Origin of the sequence: Rummeliibacillus sp. NPDC094406 (genome assembly GCF_044763875.1) — a bacterium.
Lineage (GTDB): Bacteria > Bacillota > Bacilli > Bacillales_A > Planococcaceae > Rummeliibacillus.
On record NZ_JBIWGZ010000002.1, the window covers coordinates 488,920 to 514,645 of the forward strand.

Sequence of the window (25,726 nt, forward strand, 5' to 3'; positions counted from 1 at the left end):
CTACACTGGGTATCACGTTCCTTATCTATTTTAAATACTTATATATATATTTTGAACAATAATTTTCATCTTCAAAACCTAACCTTACAATTATAACAAAAAAAGCGAAGGTTTTAATACCCCCACTTGTTGTGATTGTCTTATTTTTTTAGGATTAGTTTTTGTCCTACATAGATTAAATCTGATTTTAAGTTATTCCATTTTTTTAGATTTGCTACTGAGACACCATAAACTTTCCCTATAACAGATATCGAATCACCACTTTGTACGGTATATTTCTTTGTATCTGTTGATTTATTTGTTGATGAAGTAGTTGAGGAAATCATCATTTTTTTAGGTTTTTGTATCTTAATTTTCTGGCCGATATAGATCGTATCTGATTTTAGATTATTCCTTGCTTTTAAATTCGCAACTGAGACGTTGTAAACTTTCCCAATAACATATAGAGAATCACCATTTTTGACAGTATACGTTGTTGTGTTTTTTGAATTACTAGAAGTTACGGAAAAACCCCCTTTTACGATTTGTTTATGGCTCACTTACATTTAGCCTTTGGATATCATCGCATCATTTTTTGAATTTTTAAGTTTCCTCTCCTAAAAAAGCAAAAAATACTACAAATGTTAACAAAGTGTAACATTTGTAGTATTTGAATGGATTATTTATTGGTATTTTTGAACTTTTCTCTAGCAGCTTCTAGTGCTATTTCCGCATCACTATGCGGGTATTTTGTGTTTTCTATGATCTGATAATCTTCATGACCTTTACCTGCAAAAATAATCATATCACCCGGTTCAGCAATCTCTACAGCATAGCGTACTGCTTCTACACGATCACCAATACATTTATAACGATCATGTTGCATCCCCTTTTCTAGGTCATTCATAATACTATCGTAATCTTCATAGCGAGGATCGTCGGTTGTTAAGATAACATAATCGGCACGTGAAGCTTCTGTTGCCATATCTGGACGTTTTGATTTATCGCGATTACCACCTGTACCAATTAAGAAAATCATTTTGTTTTTCTTATATGGCATAGCAGCTGTAATTGCTTTTTCTATTGCATCAGGTGTATGTGCATAATCGACAAAAATATTAATAGGAAGATCTTTTGTCGAAACTTGTTGCATACGTCCTTTTACAGGTCCCATTACCACTAATTGTTCGATAATATCTTTAATCGCATAGCCTTTACAATAAAGAGCAGCTGTTGCAGCTAAAGCATTATAAACATTAAATTCACCAAGTAAGTGTAACTGTACTGGGAAAATACCTTCTGGTGTTACCATATCAAAATAGGTCATATGGTCATGATATTGACAATTAATACCTCTGAACATTGCTTCTTCATTCTTTAAGCCATATGTCCAAATTGGGAAAGGTGTTAGACCTGCATATTTTTCTGACCATGGATCATCAGCATTTAATACCGCATGCTTGTCTTTATCAAGATCTTGTCCTAGTTGAGAAAACAGCAACCCTTTTGCATTACCGTAGTTTTCCATTGTTCCATGAAAATCTAAATGATCATGAGTTAGATTAGTAAAGATTGCTACATCAAAATCCACTCCTGCTACTCTTCCTAATACAAGACCATGGGATGATACTTCCATTACCATTCCACGACATCCTTCTGCTCTTGCACGGAATATCATTTGTTGCGTTGATAATGCATCACTTGTAGTGTTTCCAGATTCGTAAAGAATACCATTTAAGTTAAATCCAATGGTACCTTTCATAGCTGAGCGTATACCTAAACCAAGTAAGATATTCTCAATCATTGTTGCTACACTTGTTTTACCATTTGTTCCGGTTACCCCAAACATTGTCATATCTTTTGATGGATAATCAAAAAATTTAGCAGCTAGTAAGCCAAGCGCTCTATTCGTATCTTTTACGATTACTTGCGCAACATCACCGTCTAAATCAAGTTGACGTTCTGTTACAACAATAATTGCACCGTTATCAACTGCCTTTTGCGCAAAGTCATGACCATCAACTGTATAACCTTTAATACAGACAAATAGACTTTTAGGTTGAACACTGCGAGAATCGATCGCAATGTCTTTAATATTTTCAGGCAATGTACCAATAATTTTTTTTACAGGTAAACATTGTAATAATTGTGTTGCTTGCATAATTATAGTTCCTCCTATTATTCATCAATCATAGATGATGTAACATACGCAAGCAGTAATGCAGCTGTATTGCGTAGTGAATCGACATGTGTTCTTTCATAAGCGTGCGAAGACTCAATACCAGCACCAAATAAAGCATGGCGAATATCATAACCTGCTCTAATGGCAGCTGATGCATCTGAGCCATAGTAAGGATAGATATCTAATTTATAATCTATTACATTTGCTTTTGCGAGTGAAACTAATTGACGCGTTAATTCATAATGATATGGACCACTTGAATCTTTTGCACAGATTGATACAGTATACTCATCCGTAGCTTGCCCATCACCAATTGCACCCATGTCAACAGCAATATATTCTACAACTTCAGAAGGAATACTTGCATTACCACCATAACCAATTTCTTCATTATTAGAGATATAGAAATGTGTAGTATATGGCAATTCAATTTTTTTAGTTTTTATCGTTTTTAAAAGTTGAAGCAATAAAGCGGTACTTGCTTTGTCATCAAGATGGCGAGATTTTACAAATCCCGTTTCTGTTACTTCAAAACGTGGATCAAACGAAACGAAATCACCTACTTCAATACCAATAGCTCGTGTATCATTAGCATTCAAGACTTTTTCATCTACACGTACTTCAATATGTTCATCATTACGTGGTAATTCTCCCGCTCCTTTATACACATGTACTGAAGTTTCATGCATTAAAATTGTTCCTCGAATTTTTTTGCCGGAAGCAGTATGAATTGTACAACATTCTCCTTCCACTGCATTCCAGTTAAAACCACCTACCATTGACAGTTTTAATCGACCACTCGATTTAACATCTTTTACAATTGCACCAAGAGTATCGACATGAGCAGTAAGTAAGCGATGACGCTCATTGTTTTTCCCTGGAATAGTTGCGATTAATGCACCTTTGTTGGTTTGTTTAAATTGTACTCCTATTTCTTTCAATAGTCCTGATATAAATTTCATAATGTCCATTGTGTAACCTGATGGACTCGCAATATTAGCTAATTTCCCTAGTAATTCGACTGTTTCTTGTTCATTAAAAGTGTTATTCATGACAAAAGCCTCCTACCTATTCTTTTCATAATATCAAAATACGACATTTTACGGCAACGCTAAATAATGTATGATGGTATTAATACCCTATTCAAGGTGGATATTAATACCATATCCGAGGTGTCTTTATGAAGGAATCAAATGTTTTGCGAAGAAAAAATCAATTCGTATTATTTATCCTAACAGCAGCAATTATCATCTATACATTGTTTAACTTATTAGGATTACTAGACTATGAAATACCAATACCCATCATTGCTATTTTATTTTGTTTACTTGTCAATTTATTATCATGGTACAAAGCAGATGAACGCTTAGTATGTATCCTGCTAGTAATTGGACTAAATAGTGTTGGATTACTGATTAACTTTCAATCCGGTTACACGCACTATTTAATATTTCTTATTTTACTACTTTTTGTACTCGCTTTATATCAGTCATTTTGGTTAAATTTTTTAATGATGATTGTGACAATGTTAGAATTTTATTTATTATTAAAATTTCATTATAAAGATTTCTCACATTATTATAATCGATCTGATATTACTATTTTCTTCCTAGTTATTAGTTTTTTTGCGGTAATTGGCATTATCCAAATTTTATATATGAATCATAGGTGGAAAAAAGTAGAACAAGTAGCAAGTAGCAAAGAGCAAGAGTTGTTATCAAAGGAAGGCTATCTAAAATTATTTTTTGAGAATGCCAAGGATAGTATTGCTGTATTCGATTTAAATAACAATGTTATTGCAGTAAATCCTGCATTTGTTAAGCTTTATGGATGGTCTAAAGAAGAATGTATTGGTAAATCAATACCAATGGTCCCTTCTGATAATATAGATCATGCAAATGACCGGATCCGTAGATTACTAAATGGTGAAAGTTTTGACTTACTAGAAACAAAAGATATGAAAAAAGATGGAACCTATTTCGATGCAGAAATCACACTTTCTCCAATTTTTGATACAGGGGGACAAGTTATCGCAACTTCTGTTATTACACGCGATATTTCATATAAAAAAGAAGCCGAACAAATTCGTATCCAATCCGAAAAATTAAAAATGGCGGGGGAGATTTCAGCTGGTGTTGCACATGAGATAAGAAATCCTTTAACTGTAATCTCTGGTTTTGTACAAATGATGAATGATGATCAAAATTCACCATATAGTTTCTATACAAATTTAATCGATTCTGAAATTGATCGAATTAATTTGATTATTAGTGAATTTTTAGTACTATCTAAACCTCATTCAATGAATCCAATAGACTTTAAGATAGATAAAGTGTTATCTGATATTTTGACATTATACAAACCTGAGCTACAGGCTAGAAACATTGCTTTATCAGAACATTGGAATGATAAGGATATTGTTATTACTGGTGATGCAAATCATATTAAACAGGTTCTTATCAATCTTATCAAAAATGCAGTAGAAGCTATTGAAAAAGACGGTGCTATCAAGCTTACCATTGAAAAAACTTCCGCACAATTTTGTACAATTAGCATTGAAGATACAGGATTAGGTATGAAAAAAGAAGTAGTCGATCATATATTTGAACCGTTCTATACAACAAAACCTGACGGAACAGGATTAGGTATGATGATTACTGAGAAAATTATTCAAGATCACCATGGCCATATTGAAATTGATAGTACATACGGAGAAGGTACTGAAATTACAATTTCCCTCCCACTATCGATAAAATAAATAGAAGGATTGCCCAACTCTCATCTTCCAATGACTGTTGGACAATCCTTTTCATGTTATAGATAGTCTTTGTTTAATAATAATGTTGATATTACATCTATTTTGCTACAGCCGGATGCTTTCCGTGGGCGAACCTACGAGCCTTCTCCATTTTTATCGCAGAATAGTTTTTACTAATTTCACTTTTTGTTTGTATGGAGGGAATAGTAAGTTATTCGCTAATTTTGTTGATTTTTTTAAGATTGATTTTGGGTGAGTAAAGCATTCAAAGCTTGCTTTTCCATGGTAATTATGAACTCCTGATGTTCCCACGCCTCCAAATGGTAGATGAACGCTCGCAACATGAGTAATCGTATCATTGATACAACCTCCACCAAATGGCAATTCATCTAAGAAATATTGAATCGCTTTGTCCGTTTCAGAAAAGAAATACGCAGCAAGTGGTTTTGGTTTTTGTCGAATTTGATGAATGACTTGGCGTAGATCATCATAAACTAGTATTGGCATAATTGGACCAAAAATCTCATCTTCCATGATGGGGCTATTCCATGTAACTTCCTGTAAAATAGTCGGTTCAATGTATAGGTCATCACGATCTGTTTGACCACCAAATAGAATATTATCATGTTCTTTATCCAACAAATTCGCTAATCGATCAAACTGCTTCATATTAATAATACGTCCAAAATCGGAACTTTCTTGTGCATTTTTACCATAAAATTTTTGCAACGTTTTTTTCAAATGTCTGATAAACGGTACCTTTATCGACTCATGGACAAGTACATAATCAGGTGCCACACAAGTTTGACCAGCATTTGTGAATTTCCCCCAGACAAGTCGTTTTACTGCTACTTCTATTTTTGCTGTTTGATCAATAATTGCTGGGCTTTTACCACCAAGTTCTAATGTATAGGGGGTTAATCGCTCAGCACAAGCTTTAGCAACAATTTTCCCAACTGCTACACTTCCAGTAAAGAATATATAGTCAAATGAAGCGTGAATAAGTGCAGTTGTTTCTTCAACTTCACCTTCCACAATGCGAATATAGTTTTCATCAAATGTTTCTTGTATGATTTTCTTTAAGATTTCTGCCGTATTCGGCGCTGATTCAGAAGGCTTTACAATTGCAGTGTTACCACCGATAATTGCACCAATCAACGGTTCCATCACAAGTTGAAATGGATAATTATAAGGTCCAATAATGAGCGTAACACCGTATGGCTCTCTTACTACAAAGCTCCTTGCAGGTTGAAAATGTATCGGTGTCGAAACCGCAACCGGATGCATCCACTCCTCTAAATATTTTTGCATATAACTAATACTTTCTAATACCAAGCCTACTTCTGTAGAATAGGCCTCAAACTCACTTTTATGCAGATCATCATATAATGCCTGCATAATCCCCTTTTCATTATTACTAATCGCAGCCTTAAGTTTTCTTAACTGTTCTTTACGAAATTCAATTTTTTTGGTAGCTCTTGAAAAAAAATAATTACGTTGTTCAATTATCATCAGCTCTACATCTTGTGCAGTAAAATTCGCCATAAATATCCCCCTTAAACGTATAAAAAAGGTGTAGCCATCCATACTATTTTCAGCTACATAGCATGTTGATTTGCCAGCACGTACTGTCTTTTTCAAATTGTACCATTTGTGAATTTTGAATTCTACTCGCGAAGGGAGAACAGACGATGTTAAAAACAGAAACTTGGTGGGAATCACTATTTTCAGGAGACTTGTCAATTGGTATTTCAGTAGAGCGTCAGCAGGAAATAGATAATGAGGACTTTTTGTATTTAAAAAATTTAGGTGATGTTGATTTTCATGAAGAATCTCCATCTTAGAAAGGTCTTTTGGGTAAATTTCCAGCTTTCGATTTTCGGGTATGTATACGGTAAATGCCCGTATACATACTTTTTTCTCCTTCAAGAAAGGTGGAGCATCAATGAAGAATAGTTGGAAAATTTACTTAAACGACTTAAAAAGTATTAGAACAAATTGGGTATCAGCTATCATTATATCTGGCCTCATTATATTGCCATCCCTTTACGCATGGCTTAATATTGCTGCTTCTTGGGATCCATATGGAAAAACAAACCAGATTCCGGTAGGGATTGTCAATGAAGATACTGGAGCAACAGTGCAAGGTAAAACATTTAATGCTGGTAATGAACTGATTAGTAAATTAAAAAATTCTAATGACATGGATTGGCAATTTACTAATCGCACAAAAGCACTGGATCATCTTAATAATGGTGATTATTTTTCTGTAATAATTATTCCCAAAAATTTCTCTCATGATTTAGCTTCTGTAGTAAATGAAAATCCTCATAAAGCCCAGCTTGAATATTTTGTAAATGAAAAGATTAATTCTATTGCACCTAAAATTACAAGTAGTGGTGCTAGTGTACTTGTCGATTCGATGAGTAGCCAATTTATCGGCACCGTTAATGGGACAATATTTGATATCTTTAATCGTATTGGTATTGCAATGAAACAGGACTTACCTGATATTGAAAAATTAAAGAGTTTTGTCTTTACACTTGAGAAAGATTTGCCATCCATTTATAGTAAAATAAAATCCGCGCAGCAGGATGTAAATAAAGCTAGCCAAATTGTAAATTATGCGAAAAAAGAAATCCCTAAAACAGAGATCTTAACATCTCAAGGGCTAACTACTGTTAATGATACTCTTAATTTTATCGATCAAGCCGAGACACAATTAAATGCTATTAGTCCTCAAGTAAAAAAAGATATGCAAACAGTACAACAAATCGCAACGGATGCTAACAAGTTACTAACACAATTAAAACAGGCAAATATTAGTTTTACAGAAATTGAAACTGTGAAGAATAATTTAGATAACCGAGTTACTGAAGCAATTGATAAAATATCTACAATCAATCAACTTCTACTGTCACTTAAACAATACAATTTAGAAAACAAATCTTCAACAAATTCAAAAACTTTAGATCAGGCCATTGCACAAACTGAAGCCACCAGTAAAATATTAAACAATGCACAAACAAATGCCCGCGAAATGGATACAGCACTTGGAAATAAAGAACAAGAAATCACTAATTCAATAAATCAACTACAACGAATTGCTACTAATACATCTGTTGAATTAGATCGCTTTGTTAAGGAATATACGCAAACAGTGGAACCAACAATTTTTGAACAGATCCATCGTGCAAAGCAAACATTGATAGGCGCAAAGGAAACCCTTACAGATATTCAAGGTACAATACCTAAAGTCGCAACCTTACTAAATAATACGGATGGCTTCATTTACGATACACAAAAAGGTATCCAAACTTTTGTAAGTGAGTATCCATATGTAAATGAAAGAGTGCATCGATTAGCTGATAAAATTCGAACTTTAGAAAAAGAGACCGATTTAACTAGCATTATTCAATTGTTAATAAATAATCCTATCGCAGAAAAATCATTCTTTGAACAGCCCATTAAGATGAATGAGCATCGTGTATTTCCAATTGAAAATTACGGTACTGGCATGGCACCGTTTTATACAGTATTAGCCATTTGGGTTGGCTGTCTCTTGCTGATTTCACTTCTATCTGTTGATACAAAACAGGTTGATGACTTCGAAATCCGAGAAGTTTATTTTGGAAAACTTCTTACTTTCTGGACGATTGGAATTCTTCAAACAATCATTATTGTTTTGGGTAATATTTTTATCTTAAAAGTATCCGTACATGACCCATTTTGGTTCATTGTATTTTGTTTATTTATAAGCCTTGTATTTATGTCCATTGTATATACACTCGTTTCAGTATTTGGAGATGTAGGAAAGGCGTTATCAATCGTTTTGCTTGTTTTACAGCTTGCTGGCTCAGGCGGAACATTTCCAGTGGTACTTTTGCCGAAGTTTTTCCAAATACTTAATCCATTTCTTCCTTTCACTTATGCTATTTCGTTAGCCCGAGAAGCAATTGGTGGAATAATTTGGACAAAAGTTAGGACTGATTTTATTTTCTTATTTGTCGTTCTCGTTATAGTTTTACTTTTCGGTAGTATTTTCAAAAAACAACTCCGTAATTTAACACAGAATATGTTACGAAAATCGAGAAAGTCTGGTCTTTTTCATTAATATAATTTCAAATGTTATATTGACATTTGTATTATAGAAAAATATCATTGACTGGATTCTTACATAAGTAAGACTCAATAATCTCAAAACAAAAAGCCTTACACCGGTCAATGTGTAAGGCTTTTGTTTTTTAGTATCAAGTATCTCTATAAATACTAAACACACTATATTTTTTATTTCATTAATAAAGTACTTGTCTTTTTCAAAATTCATTGTATAATATTATCTTAGGTGCCAAACCTATGTGATATTTACTTGTAAATAATCACAAAAAAGAACTCCGTAACGGCACGGATTGCCGGGAGTTCTTTTCTTATGAGCAGGCAGATGAGCGCCTGCTTTTTTTATACCCATTTTCTTGAAATACCTCTAGAGTAACAATCCCCTGCATCTTACATATTTCCGACATAATATTTCCCTAATATAACTAATCGTTTGATACATAATAACCAGAATTCCTATTTGGAAGGGATTCGTAAGTCTATTCATATCAATTCATTATTAACTTCAGTACTTGATTAGATTAATAACCAAGTCACCGAATATTTAGTTGACTATTTTTTCTACAAAAAAACTGCCTCCAGCTAGTAATTGAAGCTGTTAGACAGTTGTTGAAAGATTATTAGAAAAACATATTTAAAATGAAGTAGCATACTGCTGCTAAAGCCGCTGCAGTTGGCATTGTAATAATCCAAGTCATGACAATTTTACGTGCCACGCCCCATTTAACACCTTTTACGCGTTGTGCAGTTCCAACACCCATAATAGCAGAAGAAATAACATGTGTTGTACTTACAGGTAGATGAATTAAAGTTGCTCCGAAGATTACAGATGCTGAAGCTAAATCTGCTGCTGCACCATTTATAGGACGTAGTTTCATAATTTTGCCGCCTACTGTTTTGATAATTTTATAACCACCAATTGAAGTACCTAGCCCCATAGCAGTAGCAGCTGCAATTCGTACCCAAGATTGAATTTCATCACCAGTTTGCCATCCAGCTGCAATGAGAGCCATTGTCATAATTCCCATTGCCTTTTGCGCATCATTCGTACCATGTGTAAAAGATTGAATTGCTGCAGTACAAATTTGTAATATGCGAATTCCTTTATTTGTTTTATAAAGATTAGCTTTTCTGAAAATCACTTTAAACAGTGACATCATCAGGAAACCTGCAGCAATAGCGATGAATGGTGATAATAATAAAGCTTCTAGAATTTTTATAAATCCACTATAGTTTAAAATACCGAATCCTGCAGCTGCAATAGCTGAACCAGCAATAGCACCTATAATGGCATGCGAAGAACTAGATGGAATACCATAGTACCAAGTGATTAAATTCCAGATAATAGCTGCTATTAATGCTGCTAAAATTACGATAGAGCCATTAGACAAAGCAAATGGATCGACAATATCCTTTGTAATCGCTTTTGCTACACCTGTAAAGGTAATGGCACCTATAAAGTTCATAGTAGCAGCCAGCACAACAGCAATTTTTGGTGGTAGAGCTCTGGTTGAAACGGATGTTGCAATAGCATTGGCTGTGTCGTGAAATCCATTGATGAAATCAAAAGTCAGTGCGAAAATTACGACTAAAACGGTCAGTACAATTATTGAATCCATTCGTTATCATTCGCTCCTTATGCATTACGCATAATAATTGTTTCCATCGTGTTCGCCACGTTTTGACAATCATCAGCAATATCTTCTAGTTGTTCATATAAATCTTTAAGTTGGATAATACGGATTGGATCTTTTTCATTTAAAAATAATCGTTTAATAGAAGTACGTAATACTTCATCACATTTACTCTCATAATCTTTTATTAAAATAGCATTTTCACGCATGCTAGTTAAATTTTTATTTTGTAATTTATCCATTGCTTTTACGATTTCATCTGCACTTTTTACAATATAGCTGATGAAAGTGTTCATCGATTTATCTATATTGGTAAGTGCAAACATATCAAAATGAGCGATACATTCTTCCATACCATCAAGAACATCATCCATACTATTTGCTAAAGCAAGGATATCTTCTCTTTCAATGGGGGTCATAAATGATTTGTTTAGCATGACGATTAGTTCATGAATCAGAGTATCTCCATCTGTTTCATATTTCTTCATGCGAGTACTAATTTCTCGTAGATCCTCTAAGTTTTGAATACGAAAATCATTGGCATAATGCACTGCCTCTTGAACGTTGACTGAAATTTTTGCTAATACCTCAAAAAATGGATCTGCTTTTTTTCGACTAAACATAAATTCCTCCTGAAAAAGTTAGTGTCAAAACTTGTTGTTTTGAGCGCAAAAATATCTTAACAATAAATTAATAAAATTTCTCTTAAATTTACACTTTTTAACGCAACATTTACAATCTTGTAATATAAGCGTTCACAAAACTGAAAAACACCTTTAGTTTTTTCAGTAAAAATATTTCATTCACAGCATAAAATTAACTTAAATAGAATATTTAAGTTAAAACGAGATTTACCATCCCTTAATTTAAAGCGATTTCACAAGTAGCATACCATGTCAATATAATTTTCTTGTAAAGTTTAACTTGTTATACTTTTTGTGAATCAACCTGTATTCTTAAAAAATAAATTTACAAAAAATATGTTTATTATCATCTATTCTGCTCTTCATAATTGGGGAAAATTATCAAATTATGCTACGATGTTAGGCTATCTTACTTTAAACGATCTCTTTTCGCTTTTATAAAATAACCCCGTTAATTAAGTTGTTGATATTTGGAAGGAATAGTTATTGAGCTTAGCGTGCTGGTGCTGTGGTTAAAATCGACAGTAGCCAATTGAATAGGAGGAAGTGATTAACTCCCGATTCTCACAACACCGTTCAATAAGATACCTGACGAATAATTTCATAACGGTATTTTAGACTTTTTAGCCCTGGGCTACACCAATAAGCGATACCTAGTTTAGATAATGTTCAATTCTGGGCGCACTAAAAAAAAGATACGTAAAATTCTACGTATCTCTCTACTTATTTAACAAATGTTGAATCTGATTATATTTTTCTAACCACCATTTTCCATCTCGGTCATGAATTATACTTACTCCACCATTCGATAACCGAGCACTTTGGGGGAAAATCTCAGGATTCTCTACCATTGAAAAAAGTGTATGGATTACAGCACCATGCGTTACTAATATTACATTTCCATCAGGATATTGGTCATGAATTTTAAGCAAACCACTTGCTATTCTTTCTTTTAATTGTTCAATTTTTTCCTGGTTTGGATATTCTTTGTGCGGGTAAACCTTTACACGTTCTTCATAGGTCATACCCTCTGCTACTCCGAAAGTTCGCTCAGCAAACTCCCTTAATTGAAAGAATGGTAATTTTAATTCTTCATTCATAATGGTCGCTGTAAGCATTGCTCTTTGTAGGGTACTGGTAAATATAGCATCGCATTTTATCTTTTTAAAATAGTTTCTACACACAGTTGCCTGTTGCTTTCCTCTGTCATTTAGAGTCGTATCTGTACCACCTTGAAGTCTACCTTCACAATTCCAATCTGTTTCACCATGGCGTACAATATATATTTTTGTCATACACACACCCCATTATCTACTATGAGTAACATCGTATCATAAAAAAGAAAATACTCTACAATTTTGTAGAATAAAATTAATTATTGCATTATCATAGTTGAATTACACAGTTGATGAAAGACTAACTATTCGACAAAATATCTGCAATCTTGCAGATATCAAATGATTCGTTACACAAAGTAACATTTTTTTATATAAATCGACTTAGTGAAAATAAGGGCATTTTATGTCGAATAATTACAAAGTACGTTTCAGCTAAGTCGCATATTTTCAACAATAATTGTAGATAATATACAAATATATATTAGCCCCTAAAAAAGAGGGTTAAAACAATTTATATTTAAATAATCAGATTTTGAATGGGTAAAATCAAAAATTAATAGTATGAAACGTATTTTGATAATGAAATGATGGACAAGAAAAAGGCTAGAATAGCAATTAATATGAAACTAGCTGAACGAGTCAGCCGCTTAAGGGTTCATATGAAGTAATCCTGAAAACCAAGGCTCCTGTATCGCTTCTCCTCAGAACGTGGCTATTTTATGATATCTTCATCGAAACTGTCCTTCACGAGAAAGTTGAAAAGACACTTTCGATTCAGTCCTAAATACAACTGTCTGGGGTGAACGTACATGTTCTGCTATAAAATCAGCTTGCTTTCGTAAAACCTGCTTTTTGTGCTTCTTCTTCTGTACAAAACATTTTCTCTGCTTTTACTTCTTCGTAGTTATTCATTCCAGGTAAATGGTACAATTTTTTCCCTTTACTATTAATATTTCCTTTAATTTTGCAAACTCCGGTTTCGGAGTTTTTGTTATTATTTTGTGATTGATTAGATGTAGAAGATGCATTTGCATTTGTTGATTTGCTCTTTGTAGCATCCTCACCAGGTCTCCAGTTTTTCACAACCGATTTAACAAATCCACGATCTGTGACATAACCATCATATTGCCAAATACCTTTTTTATCTTTTTTTGCTTCTTCTTGAATTTTCTCATACTTGTCTACATATTTTGTATTAGGTTTGTAAATATACCCTACTCGCACAAGTCCTTCTCGAATAAGTTGTTCTTGTACACTTTTTCCATCTGCAAAAACATATGCTAGTAAGCGTCCGTACTTGTCTTCTTTACCACCTACATCAAATTCTAGTGAAACGTCTTTTGCATTATTTAATATTTCTCTATTACGAGCTTGTGCTTCACGCCCAAATGGTTGCTCGCCTATTTTTTTATGGTACATTTCAGGTGCATCAACTAATAAATATCGAACTTTTTTCGTTTCACCTTTGTATTTTACTTTAATCGTATCGCCATCCATTATACTGACAACCTCAACTGAAGCTCGATTATTATCCTTTGTAGATTTGGAAGTTTGTCCAATTTTACATCCTGCTAAAACTAAAAAAACAAAAATGCATAATACAATCAACCATATTTTCAATTATTTCACCAACATTCTTTCTCTATTGCTTTATTTGTTTTTTTGAACAGCGCCAAACCATTGGCGCTGTCCCTTACTAAATTTTATCTCTACCAACGATTGATTCACCTGCTTCTTCTAGATCACGAATACGGTGAGCTAATCGAGACGATGCGGATGCAGCAATACTTCCCACTAAATCATCTAAAAAAGTATGGACACCATGACCAGTCTTTGAATCAAGTTGTTGGATTATTCCAGTTTTCTTTTTATCTAAATGGCCATATGTTGTAACAGCAATACTCCCGTACGTAAGAACAGACCCTATTGCTAGTGTTTCATCGACGCCAAATAAACTTTCATCAGATTCAATTAACTGTTGCAATGGTTGAGATAACATTCTTTTCTCAGCCAATTCATCTAATTCAATCCCGACAAGAAGAGCGTGTTGAACTTCTCTTTTGTTTAATACACGTTCAACTGATACTACGCAATGGTTTATTGTTAACCCATTATTATAAGGATATTGCATTTCATAAACAATTTCCGCAATGTCATTGATTGTTACACCACGACGTTCTAATGCTTCTCGTGCTGCTTTCGCCACAATATCTGAAGACACTTTAAGTTTTTCATTGTACATTGATAAACCTCATTTCTAGTTAATAATTCAGTCTATCTACTATTATACCTTTACGAACTCATATGTTACAATTTCCCTACATATACATTAAAGGAGTGTTCAATGTGGGACAAGGAACCATTACAGATATTGAATTTTTCAGCGAGGCCCTACAGGAAAAGTTAGAACTATTAATCTATATCCCAGCAAATTATTCTCCCTTTTATAAATATTCAGTTTTAATCGCTTCAGACGGCAAAGACTATTTTCAGTTAGGCCGCATAAGCCGTGTAGCTGACGAGTACTTAGCCAATGAAGAAATTGAAAATTTAATAATTGTAGGTGTCCCTTATAAAAGTATTGAAGATCGCAGAAGGAAGTACTTACCTAATGGTGATTTACATGATGCCTATTTGCGCTTTTTAGCACATGAACTTGTGCCATATATAGATGAACAATATTCAACTTATCGAATGGGCATGAGTCGTGCACTTATTGGTGATTCACAGGCAGCTACCGTTTCTTTGCTTGCTGCTATCGCTTACCCTAATATTTTTGGCAAGGTGATTCTGCAATCTCCTTTTGTTGACGATATGGTACTCGATAAAGTTCGCGAAGTAAAAGATCCACATGCATTCTCTATTTATCATGTTGTGGGTTCTTTAGAACATGAAGTGACGACAATGAATAAGACGATTAAAGACTTCCTAACACCAAATCGTAAACTTCATCAATTATTGGTTGACAGAGGTTTTACTACTTTTTATGAAGAGTTTGAGGGACAACATACATGGAAATATTGGCAAAAGGATTTAAAAAGAGCAATAAAACAAAAATTTAGTCTATAAAGTAGTTATCACATTTCATGTTCTCAATTTTCTGCTATACTGAAAATTGAGAACAATAAACAATTAACTCCAAGGAGGTTCTGCTTGATGAAATATGGTATTGTTGCTTTCCCATCTAAGCAATTACAAGACTTTGCGAATTCTTATCGAAAAAGATATGATTCACATTACGCTAAAATTACACCTCATATTACATTAAAAGGCGTGTCAGATGTAGAGGATTTACAAATTGATGATGTTTCAAATGCTGTCAAAGAGATTTGTACTCATTTCGCTCCCATCTCCATACATGTGTCAAAAGTAAGTTCATTTGCACCTGTAAACAATGCAATCTATTTAAAAGTGGATCCAACCGAACAGCTTTTAGATCTACATGAAGCATTCCATTCAGAGTACTTCGGTGGAAAGGCACTATACAAATTTGTTCCTCATATTACCATTGCACAGGACATGAATTCTGGAGAACATGACGATATTTTTGGGCAACTTCGTATGACAAATGTTGATTTTAGCGAAACTATCAATCGTATTCATTTACTATATCAGCTTGAGGATGGCTCTTGGACTGTTTATGAAACTTACCGATTAACAGGAGAAGCGTAACTTTTGGTTTTTGCGAAGATTGTTGAAACTGAAAAAGAATTACAAGATGCCTACTTTGTACGAGAAGAAGTTTTCGTCAAAGAACAAGGAATTCCTCTTCCATTAGAAATAGATGAGTATGATGAAATCGCTACACATTTTGTAGCATACTTTGATAATCGACCAATCGCAGCAGGTCGAGTACGTTTTATAGAAGATTTAACCGCTACTGTTGACCGTGTTTGTGTATTACCCCCTTTTCGCAGGAAACAAATTGGTGTTTTAATGATGCAAAGCTTAGAACAATTTATTCAAGGTTCTAACATTAAAAAGGTAAAACTGAATGCACAAACACATGCTATTCCATTTTATGAAAAACAGAACTATTACATCACTTCTCCTGAATTTTTAGATGCGGGTATCCCACATCGCGCAATGGAAAAAGTGTTTAATTCTTAAAAAAAAGCTACGATGTACTATGAAAAAAATCATAACACATCGTAGCTTTTTATATGGAAGTGTTTTACACTAGTTTGTAAATTGTCATAAAGATTGTGTTAGTATCAAACGCAAGCTCACAATTATATTAGCTTTGTCTATACATAAAAATTATAGTTTAATCCTTTACCTGTAACATTAGCCATTCCCTTATCATATGAAGATGTATGAAGGGCGTTATATACTGAATTCTTTCGCTCCCAATACTTTAAATCTGAGTGTTTTGTTCTTTTTTCTTGTCTTCTGCCAAAACGAGATTCCTTTTTAATACCGTGAACATTATGAATATAGGAATAAGGTTCACTAGTAGAAAGAGAACGTCTGATATATTGTGAAGCTTGGAAGTCATCCATTGGTAATATATAGCCCATTAAAGCCACCCCCTGTAATATACTTTTACTTTTATGCAAGAAATGTAATCGTTATTACAGGGGAATAGCCATTCTACATCATATTTTGAATTTTGCTTAAATCTAAGGAGTTGCCATTTTTAAGAATAGACGCAACAATCTGTTCTTCTAGCTCTTTCGTTACTGGCTTATTTGCAAGCTTTGCAACTTTACGAACAATTTTGCGAACTTGTCGTTCATCTTGAAAATTAGCATTTTGTATAGCATTAGCTAGCGCAAAGACTTCTTCCATTGGAACTCCTGTTTTCTCTTCGATTTTACGGAAGAAATATGGATTCATCTAAACGCCCCCCTTAGTACATAAAGCTAGTGCCTACAATAATTAACAAAATGAATAAAACAACGATTAAAATGAATGTTGAACCGCCATAGCAACTACCGCCGCCGTAGCCACCACCGTAGCCGCCACCATAGCCACAACTACTGTAACCTCCATATCCTGACATTGCAATCCCTCCTCTCTTTTCTCCCTTATGTTATGCGGGATAAAAAAGAAGATTCGGGCATTTGACTATGGTTGCTGTCCTTTTGAATGAAATATTAATGCACCAATGAATCCAAATAGAATGGCAGCACTAATACCAGAACTTGTTACTTCAAACATTCCTGTCAAAACGCCTATCCATCCATGTTTTTCTGCCTCAGCAAGCGCTCCATGTGTTAAAGAGTTGCCAAAAGAGGTAATTGGAATAGTTGCACCTGCGCCCGCAAAGTTAATTAATGGCTCATAAAGATTAAAACCATCTAATACTGCACCTGTTACAACTAAAATGCTTAGAGTATGTGCAGGTGTTAATTTTCCGACATCCATTAATAATTGTCCTATTACGCAAATGAGACCGCCTACAATAAAAGCAATTACAAGTGATACAAACATTCATATTCCTCATTTCATTGAGATTTCAATTGCGTGAGCAGTACATGGAATTGATTCATTTTGTTGAACTGTTAATGGCGAAAGTAAGGCACCTGTAGCAACAGCAAGTACTCGCTCAATTTTTTTATCATTTAATTGTTTTAAAATATAACTAAAAAAAACAGATGCAGAGCAACCGGCACCACTTGCACCTGCTAAGAAAGCTTCATCATCGCCATAATATTCTGCACCGCCATCCCTAATTTTCATAACATCTTGCTTGGACATACCTTCTTTAATAAGCATTTGCTTTAATATAGAAAGTCCTACTTTTCCAAGGTCACCAGTCATGACCAAATCATAATCCTTTAATTTCTGTCCTCGACCTTTTAAATGTCGAGTAATAGTATCGCATGCAGCTGGAGCCATAGCTGCCCCCATATGAAATGGATCAGTTTGTTGCAGATCAATCACTTTACCCACAGTAGCCGCTTCAATAGCTGGGCTATTTATCTGCCCCTTCGCGATTAAAACATAACCAGCAGCCGTCACAGTCCATTGTGCAGTGCCAGGTTTTTGTCCACCATATTCAACAGGATAACGGAATTGACGTTCAATCGAATTATGTTGACTAGCTGCTCCTGCAAGTGCATACCTGCTACCTCCCAATTCCGTCAATAATGATGCAATTATCACACCTGAAACTGACGTTGCACATGCAGAAAAGAGACCAATATAGGGTGCTCCTAAAGTTGCTGCTACAAAATTAGATGGTGTCATCTGATTAACTAAATCACCACTCATCAGAAAATCTATATCTTGTTTTTTTATTTTTGCCTTTTGTAAGGCAATTTGACAGGCTTGCTCGGCCATTTGTTGATGGCCTTTTTCATTAGTATCTTCATCTGCTCGCTCATCGTCATAAAGCATGTCAAAATCTGATGCAAATACACTTTGTTTCTCAACAGGTCCTGCAACAACGCCAGAGGCAATGATTGCTGGCTTTGATGGAAAATATAAGACACCTTGATCCATTACCAATTCGTCACCCCCATTGTTACTAAGATAAGCTTCACAAGAGATACTACAAATGCTGAAACAACCCCAAAAACAATAACTGAACCAGCTAATTTGAAGATATTCCCTCCTACTCCTAATACAAATCCTTCCGTTTTGTGTTCAATCGCTGAGGAGATAACGGCATTACCGAAACCGGTAACAGGTACTGCAGAACCAGCACCACCGAATTGACCAATTTTTTTATAAAGGCCAAAACCAGTTAAAAGCATCGATAGGAATATCATTGTCGCAACAGTAGGATTTCCAGCTGTCTTTTCCGTAAAGTTAAAATTAGCAATATAAAAGAAGGTAATAAGCTGACCAATTGTGCAAATAATACCTCCAACAAAGAATGCTTTAAGACAATTTTTTAAAATTGATGGTTTTGGCGATAATGACTGTTGTAATTCTTCATATTGCTTTGCATCCATTACGTTTCCTCCTTAGACAAATCTTTTAACTTTGTAATTTCCTTCTTAAGTTTTTCATCATTCAATTTTTTCTTTGATAATTTTTCCGTTTCCCAAATTATTTTCAAGTCTGTACTTACCAAAACTTTATGATTTGGTAAGGCTTTTTCCATTTCCTTCTGCCATTCTTTTTCGTATTTCTGTTTATTCCATTTAGAAAGTGGCTTTACTTCGATACCAATAAGAGCTGCATCTTTTGTAAAAAGTGCAGTGACTCTTTTAATATGTTGATCATCCTTCACAATTTTTTCCACATCTTGTCGCTCAGCCTTATAATTGTCGTCTTTATTTGCAGTAAAATAAGCAGTTTTTCCATTATTGCAGCCAACCAACAATAAGAGGACAAGCAACAGAAGTCCCTTTTTCATACTTCTCACCCTTTTTGAGTTAGTATGATGCTTTTTAAATAAAAATATTCAGGTAGAGTGACATCAGCCCGATTCTATAATTAAATCACTCATAAGGTATAGAGAGTTAGAAAGGGAGGTGAAAACAATATGGGGTGCGGAAGAGAAAGTTCTAACGTAAAAGAAAGTTCAAGCCATAATCACCATAACAATAAAAAATGCGTATGTGATGTTGTTCGTGCAATTCTAGATATCCAAAACCAAGGCGTTAATGACGATTGCGACTGTCCTACAAACTGCTTTTTAGAACCGCTTGGTGGTCTAGTAAGCCCTACAAGAAGCAATAATGTTGATACCCGAGTATTCATGCTACTTACAAAAGACGGAACACCATTTAAAGCATTCTTCAGAGAAAGTGGAAGTCCTGATTGCTCATGCTTCTCTGTATTCTTCAGAGTAGAGGATGTTTTTGATAGTTGCTGTGCAACTTTACGAGTTTTAGAACCACTTACTCATGATAATAATGATGTGCAACTTATAGCTGATCATGGTCAAGATTTAGACTTAAGAAATCTTTGCAAAGTAAGAAAATTTGCGGCTACTAATAGTTGTATCACAGTTGATTTAAATTGCTTCTGCGGTGTTCAATGTATTAAAGATGTTTTCTTAGGGGTTTGCACAGATTAGTTTTTTTAGGTGAAGCAGCGTCGGAAAAAGAAGCGATGGCTTGATATTATATCAAGCCATCGTTTTATTGTTTGGCGAACCGAGGGTTATCTGGATAGAGAAGATAGGAACTATAGCTGAAGACAAAGGAAGGTGGGAGATATTTTATAAATATAAGCAAATAAAAACGAGTTCAGAAAAGTTCTGAAACTCGTTTTTTTGCTTAAATCTAAATATAGTAACCTAATCATTTCATTGTACATTCAGACTATAAAAAGGATCTTCCCCGCCATAGTAAATCATCCAGATTAGAAATAGAGATAGGATGTACGACATCATTCGTAGTCCGGATCATAACCTCTTGCGTTTCAATATTGACCTCTTGTACTTCACCTGCAATTTTCCGCCCATCATTAACCACGAACACAAGGGGTTGATAGGCTTTCTGCTGAAATGGATTGGATAAAAAAAGAAGTCTTTCTTTTCTTTTTCGCATTTCCCCATCTTCTAATACTGGAGAATTTTCTTGTGAAATGAGTAACGATTCATCTTGTTGTTCCAGAATTGCTAATTTGACTTCATCAAACTTTTCTATTTCTTTAAAAAAAGCTGGTGGTGTTTTGATAAAAAGGAGTGGGCGAGTTCCCACATTAACACATCCTCTTTTTATCTTATACTATGCCCAAAACACAAAATTGGTTCACATAAGATGATTGATAAACGCGGTAGCAATACCAAGATAGATTAATATACTTGTAATATCATTTAAGGTTGTGATAAATGGACCCGATGCTACTGCAGGGTCAATATTTAAACGGTACATTAATAATGGAATAAATGCACCTGCTAAAGTAGCTACTACGATTGAGCAACAAATTGCTACACCTACAAGTAGACCAAGTAATAAGGTGTGCTGCCAAAAGTAAACTATTCCTAATGCAATGGTACCGCAAACAAGCCCCATAATGAGCCCTGTAATTAACTCTCTAAACATTAGCTTTAACTTATTTGTACTTTCAACATCTCCAGTAGCAATCCCTCGAACTGCTACGGCTAATGCTTGTGTTCCACTATTCCCAGACGTACCACCTATTAATGGTATAAATGCAGCAAGTAATGCAACTTTTTCAAGTGTATCTGTAAATAAATCTACTAAATTAGCTGTTATCATTCCCAAAAATAATAATACGACTAGCCAAGGCAATCTTTTTTTAGCTGCTGCAAATGGGCTAGTATCAAAAGTATCCATATCAGAGACACCAGCCAATTTAGAGTAATCCTCTGATGCTTCTTCATCGATAACATCGATAATATCGTCAACTGTAATAATACCAAGCATTTCATTTTTTGAATTAATAACTGGTACAGCTAAGAAATTATAATCTTTCATGATTTGAGCGACATCTTCTTGGTCATCTATTACATTCACACTAACAACACGTTCATTCATAATATCATGGATGAGAGTATCTTCTTCCGCAATAATCAGATCACGTAATGATATAACTCCCGTCAAACGATTTGTTTCATCTACTACGAAAAGATAGTAAATAGTTTCTGCATCTGGGGCAGCGTTACGCAAAATAGTCATGGCAGAGCGTACTGTTGAATTTTCTGGAATTACGACATATTCTGTTGTCATAATAGAACCAGCTGTGTATTCTTCGTAATGCAGAAGATCTCTGATTTCTTGCGCTGATTCATTATCCATTATTTTAAGAAAATGACTAATTTGATCTTTATCTAGTTCATTTAAGACATCGACTGCATCATCAGTATACATCTCAGCTATCATTTGTGCTGCATATGCTGGAGACATTTCCTCAAGAAATCTTTTGTATTCGTTATCGTCTAGTTCGAGGGCTTCGAAAATCTCCGCCATCTCTTTCGGGGACAAATACTGATAAATGGCCTGTCGTATGTCAGGCTCCACCTTCTCGTAAAACTGTGCCTGATCATATGGATGAAGTGCCAAATAATCGTCTCTGAAAACATCCATATCACCATTTTGTAATAACAATCGTAGATGTTCCTCGTTAAATTGCACTTCATCTTTTTCCATTGTTTCGTTTATCATGCATGTCCCCTCCTCTCGACTGCTATTCTTTAAATAACACCTTACTATAATAGTTCGAACAATTGATAAGGGTCAATTAATTTTTGCAAAATATTTTTGGAACAAATTTAATAGTACCACTTAAACTTATACAGACTCAAATGTACCTTTCTCTATTTCCTAGGAAATATTTCTTTTTAAATAAACAAGGCACTGTGAATCCCGTATACATACATCATGCGATTGAAGAGACGTTTGGCAAGTAGAACGATAAATTTTATCATTGTATTTTCCAATCCGACATAAACATGTAGAAACTGATCACTAAGCAAATCGTACTCTAATTGAATTTATACACCAGCACTATAACCACTACCTTCTGCACCTTGGTATGTAGAAATTCTAGTTCATCAATAATTAATAAGTTCGTATAAAAACGCCATTCTTTCTATGATTCTACAGAAAGAATAGCGTATTCTTCATTTGATGGAAAGCTTGTTTTGTTAGCTTGATAGCGCTGACATGTTACCCCTATGGTTTATTAATTATTTGTGACCATACTAAAACTGCTATCGTCCCTACACATATACAAACTGCATATATAATACCACTAATTCCACCCAAAAATTCCAGTCCAAAAGGTAATAAAAAGTAGCAATACCTACTATTTTTATCCCCTCTCGCAAGCACAAAAACGAACCGGCGTGCCAACTACGTTGACTCACACGGTTCGTTTTCGCGATTTATATTTCTTCTACCTATTTTAAGGACTTATTCGACCTCTCTTGATTTCGAAAATCTTTCTGATTTAATCGCCAAAATAGAAGAGATTGTAATTCTATTTTGAATTATAGAGATTGATTAATCCAAACGAATATTACATAACAATAACTTTTTGCATATCTTCAGGTAGCTCACTATGCCATTCCATTTTTTCATGAGTTAATGGATGTTGAAGTACTAGTGAAACACAGTGTAAGGCCTGTCTATCGATGAGTTCTCTTGTGCCACCATATAAATCATCCCCTAGTAAAGGATGACCAATCGACGACATATGCACTCGAATTTGATGCGTACGTCCAGTATGCAATGTTAATCTTACATGACTTATTTTCTCACCTTGTACACTAAATCGTTTGATGACTTGTACATCTGTATGTGCAAATTGACCATCTTGCCGTACTTCTCTTTCAATAATGCTCCCATCCTTACGACCAATAGGTGAGATGATTTGTTGGAAGTCATCGAATATGTGTCCATGAACGAATGCTTCATAGGTTCTGCTAATGCTATGTTTCTTTTGTGCTTCACTCATAAGATGGTGAATATGTCGATGCTTCGCAATGCACATTAACCCTGAAGTATTACGATCTAAACGTGTCACCACATGGACGGTAGAGACAATTTGTTGTGCTTGTAAATGTGCTGCTATGATATTCGCAACACTACCAGTAGGATGATCATGTGAAGGGATTGTACTTTGATACGGTGGTTTTTCTACAATAAGCAATGCATCGTCTTCATATTGTACGGCTAATTCTCCTTTTTCGGGAAGTAGCCCCTCGCTTATTTCTTCAATAGGAAAAATAACTGTAATCTCATCCCCAATTGCAAGAGGATACCTCACATTACGTTCTACTCCATTTACGAGTAAAGACCCACCTTGAAATTTAATGGCTGTTAATGCTCGTTTTGATATACCATACTCCATTAATGCCTCTCTTAGTAATTGGCTATCATTTTGTGAGATAAAGGTTATACGATATCGAAAGTCTTTAATCATTCTTGTAAATCACTATCGATAAACGAGTCATGTACACGTTGCCAAAATGGGAAAGCTTTAAAACGAGCAAAACGAACTTTCTCATCTGCAACACGATATTGAATCGATTTTACATTTTTATGCAATAGTTGAACATGGTCAACTGTGACCATAAAATCTTCTGCCATTACTGGTTTTAAGATGCAATTATGATGAGCCGGTAAAACGAGAGAAGATCCAACTGTACGGAAAACACGATTATTTATCGAAGCCATTTCTGTTAGTTGTAAAGCTTGCAAAGATGGATGCAAAATTGCACCTCCAAGTGCTTTGTTATAAGCTGTACTACCAGACGGCGTGGAAACGCATAGCCCATCACCGCGGAAACGTTCAAATGGACGATCATTTAGTTCTACATCCATTACAAGCGTAACTTCTGGCGATTTAACCGTAGATTCATTTAATGCTAAATACGTATAACAATCATCACTAGTTTGATAATTGATCGTAACCTCTAGGAGAGGATATTCAATTACTTTTAATTCATCTTTTGCAATAGAAATCACTAGTTTTTCGATTTCACTTGGTTTCCAATCTGCATAGAAGCCAAGATGTCCAGTATGGATACCAACAAACGAAACTTCAGACAACATATGTGTGTAACGATGAAACGCATGTAGAAGCGTCCCATCTCCCCCAATAGATAATACAATATCCGGTTTTTCTTCATCTACTTCTAGACCAAAATCGGTTAAATAGTTAATCGCACGTTCCATTAGTTCATTTGATTGTGGATCGTTACGTGATTGGATGGCAAATCTCATAGGTTCTCTCGGGCTCCTTTCAGATGATCTTGACGAACTTTAGGTTTTGATGCTTCTTTATATTCTGTAAAATAGGCCTGCGCTTCTCGTATTTCTTCACGAATCTCAGACATCTCTTCATCGAGCTTAAAAGCTGCTTCTGCCGCATTTTGAAGACGTTTTTTTATTTCTTCAGGGAAAATCCCTTTATATTTATAGTTTAAGGAATGTTCGATCGAAGCCCAGAAGTTCATTGCAAGTGTGCGAATTTGAATTTCAGCTAATATCGTTTTTTCTCCTTGAATTGTACCGACAGGATATTCAATAATCATGTGGTATGATCGATATCCACTATTCTTTACATTTGTGATGTAGTCTTTTTCTTCAATGATATGTAAATCATTTCGTTGACGCAACAATTCAATAACAGTTGGAATGTCATCTACAAACTGACACATAATACGAACACCAGCTATATCTTGTAATTCATGTGCAAGTGTATCTGAAGGTTCAAATACTAATCCTTTTTCTAATGTCTTATCATAAATACTCGCAAGTGGTTTTACACGTCCAGTAACGAATTCAATCGGTGATGTCGTGTTTGATTTTTCAAATTGCGCACGAATACCTTTTAATTTTATTTTTAGTTCGTCTACTGCTTGCTTATAGGGCTGTAAAAAGCGATCCCATTGTCCCATGATAAGTCCCCCTAACACA

27 protein-coding genes and 2 pseudogenes are annotated in these 25,726 nt (G+C 34.6%); 7 read left to right on the forward strand and 22 right to left on the reverse strand.

Features of this window, described 5'->3' with window-relative positions; all coding sequences use genetic code 11:
* Window positions 1-140: 140 nt before the first annotated feature.
* The 3 genes from ACIQ4I_RS07195 to ACIQ4I_RS07205 form a co-directional block, all read right to left on the reverse strand.
* Window positions 141-539, reverse strand: a complete 399-nt coding sequence (locus tag ACIQ4I_RS07195) for a LysM peptidoglycan-binding domain-containing protein (RefSeq protein WP_403094536.1) — start codon at window positions 537-539, stop codon at window positions 141-143.
* A 119-nt stretch (window positions 540-658) separates the two neighbouring features.
* Window positions 659-2,140 (reverse strand): UDP-N-acetylmuramoyl-L-alanyl-D-glutamate--2,6-diaminopimelate ligase, encoded by a 1,482-nt coding sequence (locus ACIQ4I_RS07200; RefSeq protein ID WP_403094538.1) that lies wholly within the window; start codon window positions 2,138-2,140, stop codon window positions 659-661.
* Window positions 2,141-2,157: 17 nt separating this feature from the next.
* On the reverse strand, window positions 2,158-3,213 hold the full coding sequence (locus tag ACIQ4I_RS07205; protein WP_403094539.1) for a M42 family metallopeptidase: 1,056 nt from the start codon (window positions 3,211-3,213) through the stop codon (window positions 2,158-2,160).
* Window positions 3,214-3,341: 128 nt separating this feature from the next.
* Between ACIQ4I_RS07205 and ACIQ4I_RS07210 the strand changes: the two genes are divergently transcribed.
* Window positions 3,342-4,919, forward strand: a complete 1,578-nt coding sequence (locus ACIQ4I_RS07210; protein WP_403094542.1) for a two-component system sensor histidine kinase NtrB — start codon at window positions 3,342-3,344, stop codon at window positions 4,917-4,919.
* Between the two features lie 153 nt (window positions 4,920-5,072).
* On the opposite strand, the gene ACIQ4I_RS07215 is transcribed toward ACIQ4I_RS07210, so the two are convergent.
* Window positions 5,073-6,464, reverse strand: a complete 1,392-nt coding sequence (locus tag ACIQ4I_RS07215; protein ID WP_403094545.1) for an aldehyde dehydrogenase — start codon at window positions 6,462-6,464, stop codon at window positions 5,073-5,075.
* Window positions 6,465-6,610: 146 nt separating this feature from the next.
* On the opposite strand from ACIQ4I_RS07215, the gene ACIQ4I_RS07220 reads away from it, so the two are divergent.
* Complete coding sequence (locus tag ACIQ4I_RS07220; protein ID WP_403094547.1) at window positions 6,611-6,763, forward strand: hypothetical protein; 153 nt, start codon at window positions 6,611-6,613, stop codon at window positions 6,761-6,763.
* Window positions 6,764-6,864: 101 nt separating this feature from the next.
* Window positions 6,865-9,033, forward strand: coding sequence for a YhgE/Pip family protein (locus tag ACIQ4I_RS07225; RefSeq protein ID WP_403094549.1), 2,169 nt, complete (start codon window positions 6,865-6,867; stop codon window positions 9,031-9,033).
* Between the two features lie 622 nt (window positions 9,034-9,655).
* On the opposite strand, the gene ACIQ4I_RS07230 is transcribed toward ACIQ4I_RS07225, so the two are convergent.
* From ACIQ4I_RS07230 to ACIQ4I_RS07250, 5 genes are all read right to left on the reverse strand, one after another.
* Window positions 9,656-10,654: an inorganic phosphate transporter gene (locus tag ACIQ4I_RS07230; RefSeq protein ID WP_403094552.1), complete on the reverse strand. Its 999-nt coding sequence runs from the start codon at window positions 10,652-10,654 to the stop codon at window positions 9,656-9,658.
* 17 nt (window positions 10,655-10,671) lie between these two features.
* Window positions 10,672-11,292, reverse strand: a complete 621-nt coding sequence (locus ACIQ4I_RS07235; protein WP_403094555.1) for a DUF47 domain-containing protein — start codon at window positions 11,290-11,292, stop codon at window positions 10,672-10,674.
* Window positions 11,293-12,032: 740 nt separating this feature from the next.
* The gene (locus ACIQ4I_RS07240; protein WP_403094558.1) at window positions 12,033-12,608 is read right to left on the reverse strand and encodes a histidine phosphatase family protein; all 576 of its coding nucleotides are present in this window, start codon (window positions 12,606-12,608) and stop codon (window positions 12,033-12,035) included.
* 648 nt (window positions 12,609-13,256) lie between these two features.
* Window positions 13,257-14,051, reverse strand: a complete 795-nt coding sequence (locus tag ACIQ4I_RS07245; RefSeq protein ID WP_403094560.1) for a thermonuclease family protein — start codon at window positions 14,049-14,051, stop codon at window positions 13,257-13,259.
* Window positions 14,052-14,127: 76 nt separating this feature from the next.
* The gene (locus tag ACIQ4I_RS07250) at window positions 14,128-14,673 is read right to left on the reverse strand and encodes a phosphatidylglycerophosphatase A family protein (RefSeq protein WP_403094562.1); all 546 of its coding nucleotides are present in this window, start codon (window positions 14,671-14,673) and stop codon (window positions 14,128-14,130) included.
* Window positions 14,674-14,777: 104 nt separating this feature from the next.
* On the opposite strand from ACIQ4I_RS07250, the gene ACIQ4I_RS07255 reads away from it, so the two are divergent.
* From ACIQ4I_RS07255 to ACIQ4I_RS07265, 3 genes are all read left to right on the forward strand, one after another.
* Entirely contained in the window at window positions 14,778-15,500 is a 723-nt protein-coding gene (locus tag ACIQ4I_RS07255; protein ID WP_403094565.1) for an alpha/beta hydrolase, read from the forward strand.
* Window positions 15,501-15,587: 87 nt separating this feature from the next.
* A complete protein-coding gene (locus tag ACIQ4I_RS07260) occupies window positions 15,588-16,103 on the forward strand; it encodes a YjcG family protein (RefSeq protein ID WP_403094568.1) in 516 nt (171 codons plus the stop codon).
* Window positions 16,104-16,106: 3 nt separating this feature from the next.
* The gene (locus ACIQ4I_RS07265) at window positions 16,107-16,541 is read left to right on the forward strand and encodes a GNAT family N-acetyltransferase (RefSeq protein ID WP_403094571.1); all 435 of its coding nucleotides are present in this window, start codon (window positions 16,107-16,109) and stop codon (window positions 16,539-16,541) included.
* A gap of 137 nt (window positions 16,542-16,678) precedes the next feature.
* Here the strand turns inward: ACIQ4I_RS07265 and ACIQ4I_RS07270 are convergent, their stop codons facing one another.
* The 7 genes and pseudogenes from ACIQ4I_RS07270 to ACIQ4I_RS07300 all read right to left on the reverse strand — a co-directional run bounded on the left by ACIQ4I_RS07270 (window position 16,679) and on the right by ACIQ4I_RS07300 (window position 19,743).
* The gene (locus ACIQ4I_RS07270) at window positions 16,679-16,951 is read right to left on the reverse strand and encodes a hypothetical protein (RefSeq protein WP_403094573.1); all 273 of its coding nucleotides are present in this window, start codon (window positions 16,949-16,951) and stop codon (window positions 16,679-16,681) included.
* Between the two features lie 73 nt (window positions 16,952-17,024).
* Window positions 17,025-17,270 carry a stage VI sporulation protein F gene (locus tag ACIQ4I_RS07275; protein ID WP_403094576.1) on the reverse strand — a complete coding sequence of 82 codons (246 nt, stop codon included), beginning with the start codon at window positions 17,268-17,270 and terminating at the stop codon, window positions 17,025-17,027.
* Between the two features lie 13 nt (window positions 17,271-17,283).
* A pseudogene (locus ACIQ4I_RS07280) lies at window positions 17,284-17,355 on the reverse strand (YjcZ family sporulation protein); the annotation flags it as partial.
* Between the two features lie 146 nt (window positions 17,356-17,501).
* Window positions 17,502-17,867 (reverse strand): stage V sporulation protein AE, encoded by a 366-nt coding sequence (gene spoVAE, locus ACIQ4I_RS07285; protein WP_403094578.1) that lies wholly within the window; start codon window positions 17,865-17,867, stop codon window positions 17,502-17,504.
* Between the two features lie 9 nt (window positions 17,868-17,876).
* The gene (locus ACIQ4I_RS07290) at window positions 17,877-18,881 is read right to left on the reverse strand and encodes a stage V sporulation protein AD (RefSeq protein WP_403095108.1); all 1,005 of its coding nucleotides are present in this window, start codon (window positions 18,879-18,881) and stop codon (window positions 17,877-17,879) included.
* On the reverse strand, window positions 18,881-19,336 hold the full coding sequence (gene spoVAC, locus ACIQ4I_RS07295) for a stage V sporulation protein AC (RefSeq protein WP_403094581.1): 456 nt from the start codon (window positions 19,334-19,336) through the stop codon (window positions 18,881-18,883). The genes ACIQ4I_RS07290 and spoVAC overlap by 1 nt, the downstream gene beginning before the upstream one ends.
* Complete coding sequence (locus tag ACIQ4I_RS07300; protein WP_403094583.1) at window positions 19,336-19,743, reverse strand: hypothetical protein; 408 nt, start codon at window positions 19,741-19,743, stop codon at window positions 19,336-19,338. Before ACIQ4I_RS07300 ends, spoVAC begins: the two co-directional genes overlap by 1 nt.
* 129 nt (window positions 19,744-19,872) lie before the next feature.
* Between ACIQ4I_RS07300 and ACIQ4I_RS07305 the strand changes: the two genes are divergently transcribed.
* Complete coding sequence (locus tag ACIQ4I_RS07305; protein ID WP_403094586.1) at window positions 19,873-20,409, forward strand: CotY/CotZ family spore coat protein; 537 nt, start codon at window positions 19,873-19,875, stop codon at window positions 20,407-20,409.
* Window positions 20,410-20,656: 247 nt separating this feature from the next.
* On the opposite strand, the gene ACIQ4I_RS07310 is transcribed toward ACIQ4I_RS07305, so the two are convergent.
* The 6 genes and pseudogenes from ACIQ4I_RS07310 to yjbM form a co-directional block, all read right to left on the reverse strand.
* Window positions 20,657-21,037, reverse strand: a complete 381-nt coding sequence (locus ACIQ4I_RS07310) for a hypothetical protein (protein WP_403094589.1) — start codon at window positions 21,035-21,037, stop codon at window positions 20,657-20,659.
* Window positions 21,038-21,088: 51 nt separating this feature from the next.
* Complete coding sequence (gene mgtE, locus ACIQ4I_RS07315) at window positions 21,089-22,465, reverse strand: magnesium transporter (protein ID WP_403094592.1); 1,377 nt, start codon at window positions 22,463-22,465, stop codon at window positions 21,089-21,091.
* 198 nt (window positions 22,466-22,663) lie between these two features.
* Window positions 22,664-22,842, reverse strand: a pseudogene (locus tag ACIQ4I_RS07320) (IS4 family transposase); the annotation flags it as partial.
* Between the two features lie 479 nt (window positions 22,843-23,321).
* A complete protein-coding gene (locus ACIQ4I_RS07325) occupies window positions 23,322-24,227 on the reverse strand; it encodes an RluA family pseudouridine synthase (protein WP_403094595.1) in 906 nt (301 codons plus the stop codon).
* The gene (locus tag ACIQ4I_RS07330) at window positions 24,224-25,030 is read right to left on the reverse strand and encodes an NAD kinase (RefSeq protein WP_397537298.1); all 807 of its coding nucleotides are present in this window, start codon (window positions 25,028-25,030) and stop codon (window positions 24,224-24,226) included. Before ACIQ4I_RS07330 ends, ACIQ4I_RS07325 begins: the two co-directional genes overlap by 4 nt.
* The gene (gene yjbM / locus ACIQ4I_RS07335; protein WP_403094598.1) at window positions 25,027-25,707 is read right to left on the reverse strand and encodes a GTP diphosphokinase; all 681 of its coding nucleotides are present in this window, start codon (window positions 25,705-25,707) and stop codon (window positions 25,027-25,029) included. Before yjbM ends, ACIQ4I_RS07330 begins: the two co-directional genes overlap by 4 nt.
* Window positions 25,708-25,726 lie beyond the last annotated feature (19 nt).

Bases quoted from the DNA above. Each gene is read 5' to 3' on its own strand.
- ACIQ4I_RS07250 (WP_403094562.1), bottom strand. From the start codon at position 14,673: ATGTACAATGAAAAACTTAAAGTGTCTTCAGATATTGTGGCGAAAGCA.
- ACIQ4I_RS07230 (WP_403094552.1), bottom strand. From the start codon at position 10,654: ATGGATTCAATAATTGTACTGACCGTTTTAGTCGTAATTTTCGCACTG.
- ACIQ4I_RS07210 (WP_403094542.1), top strand. From the start codon at position 3,342: ATGAAGGAATCAAATGTTTTGCGAAGAAAAAATCAATTCGTATTATTT.
- ACIQ4I_RS07235 (WP_403094555.1), bottom strand. From the start codon at position 11,292: ATGTTTAGTCGAAAAAAAGCAGATCCATTTTTTGAGGTATTAGCAAAA.
- ACIQ4I_RS07240 (WP_403094558.1), bottom strand. From the start codon at position 12,608: ATGACAAAAATATATATTGTACGCCATGGTGAAACAGATTGGAATTGT.
- ACIQ4I_RS07330 (WP_397537298.1), bottom strand. From the start codon at position 25,030: ATGAGATTTGCCATCCAATCACGTAACGATCCACAATCAAATGAACTA.
- ACIQ4I_RS07225 (WP_403094549.1), top strand. From the start codon at position 6,865: ATGAAGAATAGTTGGAAAATTTACTTAAACGACTTAAAAAGTATTAGA.
- ACIQ4I_RS07270 (WP_403094573.1), bottom strand. From the start codon at position 16,951: ATGGGCTATATATTACCAATGGATGACTTCCAAGCTTCACAATATATC.
- yjbM (WP_403094598.1), bottom strand. From the start codon at position 25,707: ATGGGACAATGGGATCGCTTTTTACAGCCCTATAAGCAAGCAGTAGAC.
- mgtE (WP_403094592.1), bottom strand. From the start codon at position 22,465: ATGATAAACGAAACAATGGAAAAAGATGAAGTGCAATTTAACGAGGAA.
- ACIQ4I_RS07275 (WP_403094576.1), bottom strand. From the start codon at position 17,270: ATGAATCCATATTTCTTCCGTAAAATCGAAGAGAAAACAGGAGTTCCA.
- ACIQ4I_RS07200 (WP_403094538.1), bottom strand. From the start codon at position 2,140: ATGCAAGCAACACAATTATTACAATGTTTACCTGTAAAAAAAATTATT.
- spoVAE (WP_403094578.1), bottom strand. From the start codon at position 17,867: ATGTTTGTATCACTTGTAATTGCTTTTATTGTAGGCGGTCTCATTTGC.
- ACIQ4I_RS07305 (WP_403094586.1), top strand. From the start codon at position 19,873: ATGGGGTGCGGAAGAGAAAGTTCTAACGTAAAAGAAAGTTCAAGCCAT.
- ACIQ4I_RS07325 (WP_403094595.1), bottom strand. From the start codon at position 24,227: ATGATTAAAGACTTTCGATATCGTATAACCTTTATCTCACAAAATGAT.
- ACIQ4I_RS07205 (WP_403094539.1), bottom strand. From the start codon at position 3,213: ATGAATAACACTTTTAATGAACAAGAAACAGTCGAATTACTAGGGAAA.
- ACIQ4I_RS07215 (WP_403094545.1), bottom strand. From the start codon at position 6,464: ATGGCGAATTTTACTGCACAAGATGTAGAGCTGATGATAATTGAACAA.
- ACIQ4I_RS07220 (WP_403094547.1), top strand. From the start codon at position 6,611: ATGTTAAAAACAGAAACTTGGTGGGAATCACTATTTTCAGGAGACTTG.
- ACIQ4I_RS07260 (WP_403094568.1), top strand. From the start codon at position 15,588: ATGAAATATGGTATTGTTGCTTTCCCATCTAAGCAATTACAAGACTTT.
- ACIQ4I_RS07290 (WP_403095108.1), bottom strand. From the start codon at position 18,881: ATGGATCAAGGTGTCTTATATTTTCCATCAAAGCCAGCAATCATTGCC.
- ACIQ4I_RS07300 (WP_403094583.1), bottom strand. From the start codon at position 19,743: ATGAAAAAGGGACTTCTGTTGCTTGTCCTCTTATTGTTGGTTGGCTGC.
- spoVAC (WP_403094581.1), bottom strand. From the start codon at position 19,336: ATGGATGCAAAGCAATATGAAGAATTACAACAGTCATTATCGCCAAAA.